Raw genomic sequence first — 12893 nt, forward strand, 5'->3', positions numbered from 1 at the left:
ACTGATGCATCTCCTGCTTGCCCAGAAAGGCACGATAGCCGAAGGCACCGAGGCAATCGATCTCGGCCAGACGCCGGGAGATGTGCTTTTTCTTTCAGCGGCCGACACCGAACTGGCCAGCCTTGCCTCGGCCCAGCGCCACAATGGCGAAGGGCTCTCCTTGCGCCTCGCCAACATGATGGCGCTGGCGCATCCGATGTCGGTCGATGCCTATGTCGAACGCACCGCGCGTCACGCCAAACTGATTGTCGTGCGCATCATCGGCGGCGAGAGCTACTGGCCTTATGGCCTTGAAGCGCTCCACGCCTGCGCGATCAATCACAAGGTGCAACTGGCGGTTCTTCCGGGCGACGACAAACCCGATCCCGGCCTTGATCGCTTTTCGACGGTGCCGCGTCAGGATCGCGACGCACTCTGGCACTATCTGCTCGAGGGCGGCGCGCAGAACGCGAGCCGTTTTCTCGACTATTGCGGCGCGATTGTCGAGGGAGCCGAGAAACCGCAGGAGGCGGCGCCACTGCTGAAGGCAGGCCTGTGGTGGCCCGGCGAGCCCGCGCCATCGCTCGACCTGTTGCGGTCGCATTGGCAGGCGGATGCATCGATCGTTGCCATCTGCTTTTACCGCGCACTGGTGCAGAGCGGACAGACCCAGCCGGTCGAGGCGCTGGTCGATGCCTTGAGGCTCAAGGGTCTCAATCCCTTGCCGGTGTTTGTATCGAGCCTGAAAGACCCGGTTTCCATAGCGACGCTTGAAAGCATATTCGGCGAGGCGGCACCCATCGTCGTCCTCAACGCCACGGGATTTGCCGTTTCGGCGCCCGGCGCTGCGCGCAAGCCCACCGTGCTCGAACATGATGGCGCGGTCGTTCTACAGGTAATTTTTTCAGGATCGAGCGCCGAGCAGTGGCGCGCTTCCGATCAGGGTCTGTCTGCCCGTGATCTCGCCATGAATGTCGCGTTGCCGGAAGTGGACGGGCGGGTTCTCACCCGCGCCGTCTCGTTCAAGTCGGCACGGACGTTCGATGAGGCTGTCGAAGCCAATATCGTCACGCATGAGCCCATGCCGGACCGCATCGGATTCGTGGCTGAACTTACGGCGAACTGGTCGGCGCTCAGGCGCGCGGCGGCGGGGGGGAGGCGTGTCGCGCTGGTGATGGCCAACTATCCCAATCGCGATGGACGGCTCGGCAATGGCGTCGGCCTCGATACGCCGGCCGGAACCTGGCATGTGCTTACCGAGATGATGAAGCAAGGCTATGCGGTCGCGGACATTCCGGCGGATGGCGATGCACTTATAAAACACCTGATGGCCGGGCCGACCAATGCGGCAAGCGACGGCCGCGAGATTCGCGAAACCATTTCTCTGAATCATTACAATCGTTTCCTGGCATCCCTTCCGATCCCGATTCAGCGAGCCGTCACCGAACGCTGGGGAAAGCCGGAAGCCGATCCGTTTTTCCTTGAGGGAAGAGAAGCATTCGCGCTGCCGCTTGCCCGCTTTGGCGAAACCCTCGTCGGGATCCAGCCGGCGCGCGGCTACAATATCGATCCGAAGGATAGCTATCACTCTCCTGATCTCGTTCCGCCGCACGGCTATCTCGCTTTTTACGCCTATCTGCGCGAGGTCTATGGAGCGCATGCGATCGTCCATGTCGGCAAGCACGGCAACCTTGAATGGCTGCCCGGCAAATCGCTGGCACTTTCCGAAACCTGTTACCCGGAAGCGGTGCTTGGGCCGATCCCGCACATCTACCCGTTCATCGTCAACGACCCGGGCGAGGGCACGCAGGCGAAGCGCCGGTCCTCGGCCGTCATCATCGACCATCTGACGCCGCCGCTGACGCGCGCCGAGAGTTATGGGCCGCTCAAGGATCTAGAAGCGCTTGTCGATGAATATTATGAAGCGTCCGGCGTCGATCCGCGCCGGCTGGTGCGGCTCAAGGTGCAGATCCTCGATCTGGTGCGCGATATCGGGCTCGACCACGATGCCGGTATCCATGACCACGATGCCGACGACCTCGCGCTGCAGAAGCTCGATGCCTATCTCTGCGATCTCAAGGAAATGCAGATCCGCGACGGCCTCCATATATTCGGGCAATCGCCGCAGGGGCGGCTTTTGACGGATCTCGTGGTTGCGCTTGCCCGCGTGCCGCGCGGCTCCGGCATCGGCGCAGACCAAAGCCTGCAGCGCGCGATCGCCCGCGATCTCGGGCTCGACGGCTTTGACCCGCTGGATTGCGATATGGCAGCGGTCTGGCACGGACCGCGACCGGAATGTCTGGCGCTGCAATCGGACGCCAATTGGCGTATCGCCGGTGATACGGTGGAACGCATCGAGTTGCTCGCCGCACGGCTTGTTGCCGAGGAGACGCCGTGTCCACCCGATTGGGTTGCGACTAACGCCGTGCTTGAGGGCATACGGGCGACACTCGGGCCGGCCGTGGCGGACTGCGGCGAGGCCGAAATGGACGGCCTGTTCCGGGCACTTGATGGCCGGTTTGTCGCGCCGGGACCCTCCGGCGCGCCGACGCGGGGCCGGCCGGACGTATTGCCCACGGGCCGCAATTTCTTTTCGATCGACAGCCGCGCCGTGCCGACACCGGCCGCGTGGGAACTTGGGCAGAAGTCGGCCGATCTCCTTATCCGCCGTTATACGCAGGACCATGGCGAGTGGCCGACATCGTTTGGTCTGACGGCCTGGGGCACCTCCAACATGCGCACCGGCGGCGACGATATTGCGCAGGCCCTTGCCCTGATCGGGGTCAAGCCGGTCTGGGACATGGCATCGCGCCGGGTCACCGGCTACGAAATAGTGCCCATTGCAATGCTCGGCCGCCCCCGCGTCGATGTCACCTTGCGCATATCGGGTTTCTTCCGCGATGCGTTTCCCGATCAGATCGCGCTGTTCGACACTGCGGTGCGGGCGGTTGGTGGACTTGACGAGGACGCTGCGGACAATCCGATCGCGGCGCGCATGCGCAGCGAACGCGAACGGATGCTTGGCGAGGGAATCGATGAGAAGACGGCCCGGCAGCGTGCCGGATTTCGCGTCTTCGGTTCGAAGCCCGGCGCCTATGGGGCGGGATTGCAAACCCTGATCGACGAAAAGCGCTGGGACAGGCGCGATGACCTCGCTGAGGCGTGGCTCGTCTGGGGCGGTTATGCCTACGGAGCGGGCGAGGACGGACGCGCCGAGCGCGGATTGCTCGAAGAGCGCTTGCGTTCGGTCGAGGCCGTGGTGCAAAACCAGGACAATCGCGAGCATGATCTTCTCGATTCTGACGACTATTACCAGTTCGAGGGCGGCATGTCGGCGGCGGTCGAGCGCCTTTCGGGCGCGCAGCCGACGATCTACCATAATGACCATTCGCGTCCTGAAAAGCCAATCATCCGCACGCTGGACGAGGAGATCGCCCGGACAGTGCGCGGCCGTGTCACCAACCCGAAATGGATCAGCGGCGTAATGCGCCATGGCTACAAGGGCGCATTCGAGATGGCGGCGACGGTGGACTATCTTTTCGCTTTTGCCGCCACGACCGGCGCAGTGGGCAATCACCACTTCGAGGCGGTGTACCAGGCATTCCTGGTCGATGACAATGTGCGCGCCTTCCTCAATGAAAAGAACCCGCATGCCTTGCGCGAGATGGCCGCGAAACTCGAAGAAGCGGTCGAACGCGGTTTCTGGACGCCGCGTTCCAATTCGGCACGCTTTGAGCTGAGCCGGCTCGCGGCCTGATAAAAAGAATCTGAAGGAAACGCCAAATGTCTGAAAAATCACAGAAACTTCTGAACATGACCGAAGAGGAAATCAACGAGCGCCACGCGGACAAGATGCGCAAGAAGAAAGCGGTGCGCGACAAGATTCTTGCCACCAAGACGGACGAGAAGGGCCTCGTCATCGTCAATACGGGGAAGGGCAAGGGCAAATCGACCGCAGGGTTCGGCGTCGTCTTTCGCGCACTCGGTCATGGCATGAAGATCGGCGTCGTCCAGTTCGTCAAAGGCTCCTGGGATACGGGAGAGCGCTGGGTTCTGGAGAAATTTCCAGACCAGGTGACGATCTCGGCCATGGGCGAAGGCTTCACCTGGGAAACCCAGGATCGCGCCCGCGATATCGCCATGGCGCGCAATGCCTGGGAGCAGGCCAAGACAATGATCCTCGATGACGAGACCGAACTCGTCCTGTGTGACGAACTCAACATCGCGCTGCGCTACGACTATCTTCCCGTCGAAGAGATCATCGACGTCCTGAAGCAGAAGCCCCACATGAAACACGTGATCATTACCGGACGGAACGCCAAGGACGAGCTTATCGAGTTCGCCGATCTCGTTACCGAGATGGAGATGATCAAGCATCCTTTCCGCTCCGGCATCAAGGCGCAGAAGGGCATCGAGTTCTAGGCCGTAGCTGCTGGCTCAATTCCATGCGTTAGTATGTCAGGCCGATGGTGCGTTGATCGCATATTGCGCGGCGAAAGCGCGTCTATAGGCGGGCCGGGCTTCCCCACGAGCCACGTAGGCGGCGAGGTTTTGATATTCGTCCAGAATGCCCGACAGTCTCAGTCGCAGCAGAACTGAAACCATCAACAGATCACCCGCGCTGAACCTGTCATCAAGCCACTCGTCGGCGCCCAAGTGAGCCGAGAGCTTGTGAAGTGGAGCGCGGACACGGTCCTTTACCAATGGCAGGCGCTCGGCGCTCCAGAGTCTGTCACTTTCGAATATTCTTGCCGTCGTCAATTCGAGGATCGGCGGCTCAACGGTGTTAAGTGCTGCAAACATCCACGTGATCGCACGTGCGCGGGCATTCTTTTCCTTCGGCAGCAGGCCCTCATGCTGCTCAGCAAGATGCAAGATGATCGAGCCCGTCTCGAACAGCGACAGTGGACCTTCCTCATAGGTTGGGATCTGGCCGAAGGGATGCAGGGCCAGATGGGCTGGCTCCTTCATCTCTGCGAAGGAAACGAGACGAACCTCATAGGGTTGTCCGACTTCTTCCAGCGCCCAACGAACGCGCGTATCGCGCGCCAATCCCTTGCCGCCATCGGGCGATCGTTCAAATGCTGTGATAGTGATTGTCATCGCATTCGTTTCCTTGCCTGGGAGAATTCTTTCGCTTCCCTTCGTGACGAATGAGTTTGCCGGAAATCGACACCGGTCGTGAACTATTTTCATTCGTTACAAGAAGGCCGCGAACTCCCGAGGAACGTCCGCCCAATCTCAGCTGTGCGCGAGCCAGACGCGCAGCGGATTGTCGGCGTCCAGCAAGAGTTTTGCGGCGAGCGCCAGGCACACGATGATAAGCAAGGGCTTGATGATCCTTGCGCCGATCTGCATGGCCAGGCCCGCGCCGACGCGGGCACCGGCAAACTGGGCAATGCCCATCAGCAATCCGACTTTCCAGTTGATCACTCCAAGGAAGGCGAAGGTGACGAAGCCACCGAGATTGGAGGCGAAGTTGAGAAGCTTGGTATTGGCCGTCGCCTTCAAAATCCCGAAGCCGCCCAGAGAAACAAAGCTCAACATGAAAAACGATCCCGTCCCCGGACCGAACAGGCCGTCATAGAAGCCGATGAGCGGCACGACGGCTATGCCGAACATGAAAGGCGTGATGCGCTGGGCACGATCGACGTCCCCCATGTTCGGCTTTACCGCGAAATAGATGGCGATGGCGATCAGCAGGATAGGCAGGAAAGCGCGCAATACATCGCCCGGCAGGAACCCGGCGAGAAGTGCACCCGCCACGCCGCCGATCGCCGACATCAATGCCGAGGGGAGTTGCTTGCTCGGATGCACAAAACCCTTCTGCGCATAGGCAATCGTTGCCGATGCCGATCCGAACAGCGATTGCAACTTGTTGGTGCCGAGCGATTCTACCGGCGAAAAGCCTGCAAGTAGCAGCGCAGGCACGGTGATCAACCCGCCGCCGCCGGCGATCGAGTCGATGAAGCCTGCGGCAAAGGCGGCAATGATCAGAAGGATGGGTATGTTTTCGAAGAAGGCGGACATCTGGATTCTCGCTGCGACGGGGCGGGACCATAGACGGATCTGCTTCGTTGGCGAGCAATTTTCACGCCGGGTCGCGCAACCGTGTTCGAATCGGCCGACAGTGTGTTGTTTCGGCACTTGAATTCGGCGCGCTGCACTGCAATCGTTTTTGCGACAGAACGCGGGGATACGATGAGCGAAAGTATTTTTGACCGGATCAGTGAATTTTTTGGGGCGAAAAGCGCGGTACAGAAGGTCGCCGACGACCCGGTGCTGACCGCCGAATTGTTGCTGCTGTTGCACGTCGCGCTGGCCGACGGCAAGACCGACAAAACCGAATATGCTGCAATCCTCGGCATTGCCGAGACGGATTTCGGCATTCCGCGCGATGAATTCGCCGAGGTCGCGGAATATCTCAAGGATTTTGGTTACGAAACGACGAGCAAGCAGGCGGTGCTGGCATTTTCGGACGTGCCATTCGAGCGCAAGGTGCAACTCTTGCGCCATCTTCTTACGATCGCCAACGCCGATAACGATCTCGACCCGAAGGAAGCAAACCTGATCCGCACGACGGCCGGGCTGCTTGGCGTTACCCCGGAAGAATTGCACAAGAACCGCGGATGACGTCGCGGGGCTACGCGCTTGGCCTCGGGTGCGAACGGGGCTGTGCACCCGAGGAAGTTTCGGCACTGGCGAGGAAGGTGCTGGAGCAGGCAGGGATTGCCGCAAAGGATCTGAAGGGTGTCTACTCGATCGACCAGCGCGCAGGCGAGCCGGCCATCGTCTTGGCGGCACACGGACTAGGCCTCCGGCTCGAATGTTTCGGTGCGCAATTGCTAGAGGAGCAGACGCCGCGCCTCCTCAACCCGTCCGAAAGGGTGTTTGCGCTCATGGGCTGTCATGGAGTGGCAGAGGCAGCGGCGCTTGTCGGCGCCGGTCCTGATAGCATATTGCTCGTCGGCAAGACCAAATCGGCGCATGCGACCGCGGCGCTTGCGGTGAAGAATTAGGCGACAGGCTCATCATGACAGTTCATTTCATCGGCGCCGGGCCAGGGGCGCCAGACCTTATCACAGTTCGCGGGCTGAAACTCATCCAGTCCTGCCCGGTCTGCCTTTATGCGGGATCGCTCGTGCCGCCGGAAATGGTGGCGGAGGCGCCATCCGGGGCGAGGGTGGTCGACACCTCTTCGCTCACGCTCGATGAGATCGTCGCCGAGTTCGAGAAAGCCCATGCGGAAGGCAAGGATGTCGCGCGCGTCCACTCCGGCGATCCGTCGATTTACGGGGCGGTGGCCGAGCAGATGCGCCGGCTCGATTCGCTCGGCATCGATTATGATGTCACGCCGGGGGTGCCGGCATTTGCCGCAGCCGCAGCCGCGCTCAAGAAAGAGCTGACCGTACCGGAGGTTTGCCAGACGATCATCCTCACGCGCACGTCGATGAAATCTTCGGCCATGCCGGAGGGGGAGGATCTGCAGACGCTTGGCAAATCCGGCGCGACGCTCGTGATCCATCTGTCGATCCGCAACCTTCAGCGTATCGAGACCGAATTGACGCCGCTTTATGGCGCAGATTGCCCGGTCATTGTTGCTTATCGGGTGGGCTGGCCGGACGAGCAGTTCATTCACGGGACACTTGACGATATCGGCGGCAAGATCGCTGCCTCCGGTCTCACCCGTTCCGCGATGATCTTTGTCGGTCGCGGCCTCGCGGCCGATGCATTTCGCGACTCGGCCCTCTACAACAAGGGCCACAGCCACAGCTTGCGCCAGCGCTCAGAATGAGAGATTTGCCTCGACGAATTCGATAACGCCGTCGATGTCCGGGACCGTATTGGCGCCCGGGCGATGCGGACGCTCGATCACGATCACCGGCAAGCCGAGTTCGCGTGCGGCCCTTATCTTCGCGTAGGATGCCGTGCCGCCGGAATTGCGGCACACGATGTGCGACAGCCGTTTTGCTTTAAGGAAGGCTGTTTCCTCCTCAAGACTGCCGGGTTTGGACAACTCCAGTTCGTAGTCGATGAGGCCGAGGGGCACTTCCGGCGGATCGATCATCCTGACGACGAAATGCACGTCACCGCGGCGCGCAAACGGCGCGATGTGCTGCCGGCCGAGCGCAAGCAGCACGCGTGCCCGGGTTGGGATCGCCGCTACCGCCTCTTCGAGCGTCATGGCGGTCGTCCACGCGTCGCCCGGCCGTTGCAGCCAGGCCGGCCTCTCCAATCGCACGAAAGGCAGATCCGTCGCAGCGGCGGCTGCGATCGCATTGTCCGAAATCTGCGTCGCAAAGGGATGCGTGGCGTCTATGAGGAGGGCCACGTGCTGCCCGGCGATATAGTCGCAAAGGCCCGCTACACCGCCAAAGCCGCCGATTCGCACTTCGCCCTCGGGCCTCGCCGGGTCCTTCGTGCGTCCGGCGAGCGAAGATATGACGCGGTAGCCGCTCTCCGTGAGGCGGGTTGCAAGTTTGGAGGCTTCAGCCGTTCCCCCAAGAATGAGGATCGGCCGTTCAGACGCGGGCAAGGATTGCTCCCTTGCGGTCCGTCACGATGACTTCGACATCTACCGGGGCCCCCTTGAGGGTGGCGATGGCAGTTTCCCTGGCCTTCACCGCGATGGTGGCGGCGAGGTCTATGCCAAGTTCTTGAGTCAGTTCAAGGACTTCCTGCGCGGTATTTGCATCGAGAATCCGCTGCCTCATGTCAGGCTTCAAGCCGAGCCTGGTCGCCTCATCGGCGAGGAATTCCATGCTGACCTGACTGCGCGCGGAGTGAAGATCAAGCGCCCCTTGCGCAAGTTTCGTAAGCTTGGCAAAACCGCCGGCAATAGTCAGCCGGTCGATGGGGTGGACGCGCAGATATTTGAGCAAGCCGCCGGCAAAATCCCCCATGTCGAGCAGCGCGATTTCGGGCAGGTGGTAAATTGCCTGCGCCGCATCTTCGGAGGTGGAACCAGTTGCCGCGAGCACATGGGTAAGGCCTGCCGCACGTGAAACGTCGATGCCGCGATGGATCGAGTGGATCCATGACGAGCACGAGAAGGGGTGAACGACCCCCGTGGTGCCGAGGATCGAAATGCCGCCGACGATGCCGAGGCGAGGGTTCCAGGTCTTCTTGGCGAGGTCCTCGCCCTCCGGCACCGAAATGGTAATCACAAGGTCTGTAGGCAATTCGTATTGAGCACAAATCTCTTCGCAGATTTTCTTCATCATCTCGCGCGGAACCGGATTAATCGCGGCCTCGCCGGGCGGAATCGGAAGGCCGGGCAGGGTGACCGTGCCCACGCCTTCGCCGGCGACAAACTGGATGCCGCTTCCGGGCGGAGCCGGGAAGACGGTGGAGATTATCGTCGCACCATGCGTGACATCAGGATCATCCCCCGCGTCTTTGACAATGCCGGCCATGGCGTAGCCGTCGCCGATCGATTCGATTGCGAGCTGAAAGTGCGGCACCTCGCCCTTCGGAAGAATGATGGCGACTGGATCGGGGAACTCGCCGGTGATCAAGGCGATCAGCGCTGCCTTCGTGGCCGCCGTGGCGCAGGCGCCCGTGGTCCATCCGCGCCGCAATGGTCGTTCCTTGGTCTCGTCGGGTTTGCGCAGCCCGGCATCGGGTTCGTCGTTCATGGGCTCCTTATAGCGGGCTCCATCGCCCGTTGCATGATTTTTCCGATAAGTTCATGCTTGCTCTCGGAAAAATTGTGCTATGCGCAAAAGACTGGAGTAAGCGATGGGCACAATGAAATCTAGGCTGCCGAAATTCGAGCCCGGGCACGTGTGGCTCGTCGGAGCGGGCCCCGGCGATCCGGGTCTCTTGACCCTGCACGCGGTCAATGCGCTCGAGCAGGCAGACGTGATCGTCTATGATGCCCTCGTCAATGAAGACTGTCTTTCCTATGCCCATTCCGGCGCGACGCTCGAATATGCAGGCAAGCGCGGCGGCAAGCCGTCACCGCAACAGCGCGATATTTCGCTCCGCCTGGTTGAGCTCGCCAAAGCGGGCAAGAGGGTGTTGCGGCTGAAGGGGGGCGACCCTTTCGTCTTCGGGCGCGGCGGTGAAGAGGCGCTGACCCTCGTCGAGTATGGGGTGCCCTTCCGCATTGTCCCCGGCATAACCGCGGGCATTGGCGGCCTTGCCTATGCGGGCATTCCGGTCACCCACCGCGAGACCAACCAGAGCGTCACATTCCTCACCGGTCATGACGCGACCGGACTCGTGCCAGATTCGATGGATTGGACCAGCATTTCAAAGGGTTCCTCTGTCATCGTCATGTACATGGCGATGAAACATATCGGTCTGATTGCGTCGCGACTGATAGCCGCCGGACGCAAGAAGAGCGAACCCATCGCCTTCGTCTGCAACGCGACGACAGGCGAACAGCAGGTTCTGGAAACGACGCTCGAATATGCGCAGGCCGAAGTCGAACGCGCCGGCCTTCGTCCCCCGGCAATCGTCGTCGTGGGTGAAGTGGTGCGCCTTCGTGCGGCGCTCGACTGGCTCGGCGCCATCGAGGGCCGGGTGCTGACCCAGGATCCGCTTGGGACCCGCCGGGAAAAGGATGCGGGATGAAAGGCTTGCTTATTGCCGCGCCGGCGTCCGGGAGCGGCAAGACCACCGTTACGCTCGGTCTCCTGCGTGCACTTCGCGATCTCGGCGTCGAGATCGCTCCGGCAAAGGCCGGGCCGGACTATATCGATCCTGCCTATCATGCGGTGGCAAGCGGCGCGCCTTGCCTCAATCTCGATCCTTGGGCCATGCGGCGCGATCTGATCAGCGCCTTGGCCGCGCGCCATACGGAAGGCGCCAAATTGCTTGTCGTCGAGGGCATGATGGGCCTCTTCGACGGGGCGATCGACGGGCGCGGTTCTGCCGCCGACCTTGCAACGCATTTGTCGCTGCCGGTGATCCTCGTTGTCGATTGCGCCCGGCAGTCACACTCGATTGCGGCGCTTGTCAGCGGCTTTCGTGATTTTCGCCGCAACGTGATGATAGCGGGGCTGATTCTCAACCGCGTGGGCAGTCCTCGCCACGAAGCGATGTTGCGGTCGGCGCTCGAACCGGTCGGCATTCCCGTAATCGGCGTCCTGCCGCGTGACCCGCGCCTGCGGCTTCCGGAAAGGCATCTCGGACTAGTTCAGGCAGGCGAACATGCTGACCTTGACGCCTTTGTCGACTATGCCGCTGCGCTCATCGGTAAAAGCGTCGATCTTAAGCGCCTCGAGCAGATCGCCGGCAGCTATGGTCCGAGCGCTTCCATGGCCAATGTCGCGCGCTTTCCGCCGCTCGGCCAGCGCATTGCGGTCGCCTACGACAACGCCTTTGCTTTCTCCTACCTGCATCTGCTCGATGGCTGGCGACGTCGCGGCGCCGAAATCCACTTGTTTTCGCCACTTGCCGACGAAGCGCCGCCAACTGGGTGTGATGCGGTCTATCTGCCCGGCGGTTATCCCGAACTGCACGCCGGCAAACTTGCTTCGGCTTCCGCTTTCACCGCGGGAATGCGCGAGGCGGCGTTGAGCGGGATGCCGATCTATGGCGAGTGCGGCGGCTACATGGTGCTTGGGACCAGCATAGAGGACGCCGAGGGCGTCGCCCACAGGATGCTTGGCCTTTTGCCGGTCGAGACGAGCTTCGCCAGGCGCAAGCTCCACCTCGGTTATCGCCGCCTGACGCCTCTGGCGGCATCGCCTTTCGCTGCGTCCTTGACTGCGCATGAATTCCACTATGCGAGCATCGTGCACGAAGGCGATGCGCCGCGGCTTTTCCGCGTCAGCGATGCGCTAGGCGAAGACCTTGGCGAAGCTGGCTTGCGCGTTGGTTCGGTGAGCGGTTCTTATATGCATATCATTGATTTGGCAGGGTAGGTCGATGCGGATCGAACATGGGGGCGCACTCGACCGCGCCATCGAGCGTTTTGGCGGAGTGCGGGAAGTCTGGATTGACCTGTCGACCGGGATCAATCCAGAGATATTCCCGTTGCCTGCCATTGCGCCTGATATCTGGAACAGGCTTCCCGACGAGAAGCTGCTCGCGGCCACGCTTGCCGCAGCAAGGGATCATTACGGCGCGGGAACGGCAGCGCACGTCGTCGCGGCGCCAGGCACGCAAGCGCTTATCCAGCTGCTCCCCGATATTGCCGGTAAAGGCGAGGTTGCGATTCTTGGCCCGACCTATCAGGAACATCAGGTTTCGTTTCTCGATGCAGGCTGGATGATTTCGGATTGCCGCAATGTCGAGGATGTTCCGCAATCGGCAAGTGTCGCCGTGATCGTCAACCCCAACAATCCTGACGGCCGGGTGATCGCCGCCGATGTCCTCCTCGAACTCGCACGTCGCCTGGCGGCAAAAGGCGGGTTTTTGATCGTGGACGAAGCCTTTGCCGATCCGCATCCCGAAACGAGCGTTGCCCGGTATGCCGGCATGGCCGGTTTGGTCGTGCTCAAATCCTTCGGCAAGTTTTTCGGCCTCGGTGGCTTGCGGCTTGGATTTGCGCTGACCAATGGTGACGTCGCCCGCGCTTTGACGCGCCGTCTGGGTCCCTGGGCGGCATCGGGGCCGGCGCTTGCGATAGCAACGCACGCCTTTTCAAATCGCCAGTTGCTCAATGCCTTTACGGATCGGCTGCGCCTGCGCCGGCGGTTGCTTTCCGACGTGCTTGGCGATGCTGGCCTTGCGGAATTTGGTGGAACGATGTTGTTCTCGCTGGTCGAGTTCAGACAGGCGCAGCGGCTGCACGAAGCGATGTGCCATGAACATGTCCTCACAAGAAAATTTGCCTATGCGCCACAATGGTTGCGTTTTGGTCTGCCATTGGATGACAAAGCGGCGTACAAGCTGCGGCAGCGTCTTGATGCGGCGCTCGCGCGAGTCGGCGGCTGACATTTTGATTCAACAGGATCGAT

Annotated in this window: 12 protein-coding genes; 8 read left to right on the plus strand and 4 right to left on the minus strand. The window is 61.4% G+C overall.

What is annotated here, in order from left to right:
* The first annotated feature begins 4 nt into the window (after nt 1–4).
* Both cobN and cobO read left to right on the plus strand, forming a co-directional pair.
* Nucleotides 5–3736: a cobaltochelatase subunit CobN gene (cobN, locus tag BLR72_RS03910; protein ID WP_091945266.1), complete on the plus strand. Its 3732-nt coding sequence runs from the start codon at nt 5–7 to the stop codon at nt 3734–3736.
* Nucleotides 3737–3762: 26 nt separating this feature from the next.
* Complete coding sequence (cobO, locus tag BLR72_RS03915) at nt 3763–4401, plus strand: cob(I)yrinic acid a,c-diamide adenosyltransferase (protein WP_027231774.1); 639 nt, start codon at nt 3763–3765, stop codon at nt 4399–4401.
* A gap of 36 nt (nt 4402–4437) precedes the next feature.
* Here cobO and BLR72_RS03920 read toward each other — a convergent pair whose 3' ends face one another.
* Both BLR72_RS03920 and BLR72_RS03925 read right to left on the minus strand, forming a co-directional pair.
* The gene (locus BLR72_RS03920) at nt 4438–5082 is read right to left on the minus strand and encodes a glutathione S-transferase family protein (protein ID WP_091945268.1); all 645 of its coding nucleotides are present in this window, start codon (nt 5080–5082) and stop codon (nt 4438–4440) included.
* A gap of 138 nt (nt 5083–5220) precedes the next feature.
* On the minus strand, nt 5221–6009 hold the full coding sequence (locus tag BLR72_RS03925) for a TSUP family transporter (protein WP_091945271.1): 789 nt from the start codon (nt 6007–6009) through the stop codon (nt 5221–5223).
* A gap of 171 nt (nt 6010–6180) precedes the next feature.
* Here BLR72_RS03925 and BLR72_RS03930 point away from each other — a divergent pair, with 171 nt between their 5' ends.
* The 3 genes from BLR72_RS03930 to cobM are packed head-to-tail and all read left to right on the plus strand — an operon-like array spanning nt 6181 to nt 7774.
* Nucleotides 6181–6612, plus strand: coding sequence for a tellurite resistance TerB family protein (locus BLR72_RS03930; RefSeq protein WP_027231771.1), 432 nt, complete (start codon nt 6181–6183; stop codon nt 6610–6612).
* Nucleotides 6609–6998 (plus strand): cobalamin biosynthesis protein, encoded by a 390-nt coding sequence (locus BLR72_RS03935; RefSeq protein WP_091945274.1) that lies wholly within the window; start codon nt 6609–6611, stop codon nt 6996–6998. Before BLR72_RS03930 ends, BLR72_RS03935 begins: the two co-directional genes overlap by 4 nt.
* 14 nt (nt 6999–7012) lie before the next feature.
* The gene (gene cobM / locus BLR72_RS03940; RefSeq protein WP_091945277.1) at nt 7013–7774 is read left to right on the plus strand and encodes a precorrin-4 C(11)-methyltransferase; all 762 of its coding nucleotides are present in this window, start codon (nt 7013–7015) and stop codon (nt 7772–7774) included.
* On the opposite strand, the gene BLR72_RS03945 is transcribed toward cobM, so the two are convergent.
* Nucleotides 7766–8515: a cobalt-precorrin-6A reductase gene (locus BLR72_RS03945; RefSeq protein WP_091945280.1), complete on the minus strand. Its 750-nt coding sequence runs from the start codon at nt 8513–8515 to the stop codon at nt 7766–7768. The two genes, cobM and BLR72_RS03945, sit on opposite strands and share 9 nt — an antisense overlap.
* On the minus strand, nt 8502–9617 hold the full coding sequence (locus tag BLR72_RS03950) for a cobalt-precorrin-5B (C(1))-methyltransferase (protein ID WP_091945283.1): 1116 nt from the start codon (nt 9615–9617) through the stop codon (nt 8502–8504). Before BLR72_RS03950 ends, BLR72_RS03945 begins: the two co-directional genes overlap by 14 nt.
* Before the next feature lie 103 nt (nt 9618–9720).
* Between BLR72_RS03950 and cobA the strand changes: the two genes are divergently transcribed.
* Genes cobA through cobD form a run of 3 tightly spaced genes read left to right on the plus strand, consistent with a single transcriptional unit; the run spans nt 9721 to nt 12870 of the window.
* Nucleotides 9721–10560 carry a uroporphyrinogen-III C-methyltransferase gene (gene cobA, locus BLR72_RS03955; protein WP_091945286.1) on the plus strand — a complete coding sequence of 280 codons (840 nt, stop codon included), beginning with the start codon at nt 9721–9723 and terminating at the stop codon, nt 10558–10560.
* The gene (locus BLR72_RS03960; RefSeq protein WP_091945289.1) at nt 10557–11855 is read left to right on the plus strand and encodes a cobyrinate a,c-diamide synthase; all 1299 of its coding nucleotides are present in this window, start codon (nt 10557–10559) and stop codon (nt 11853–11855) included. Before cobA ends, BLR72_RS03960 begins: the two co-directional genes overlap by 4 nt.
* Nucleotides 11856–11859: 4 nt before the next feature.
* On the plus strand, nt 11860–12870 hold the full coding sequence (gene cobD, locus BLR72_RS03965; RefSeq protein ID WP_091945292.1) for a threonine-phosphate decarboxylase CobD: 1011 nt from the start codon (nt 11860–11862) through the stop codon (nt 12868–12870).
* Nucleotides 12871–12893 lie beyond the last annotated feature (23 nt).

It is taken from the genome of Phyllobacterium sp. YR620 (assembly GCF_900104165.1).
Lineage (GTDB): Bacteria > Pseudomonadota > Alphaproteobacteria > Rhizobiales > Rhizobiaceae > Phyllobacterium > Phyllobacterium pellucidum.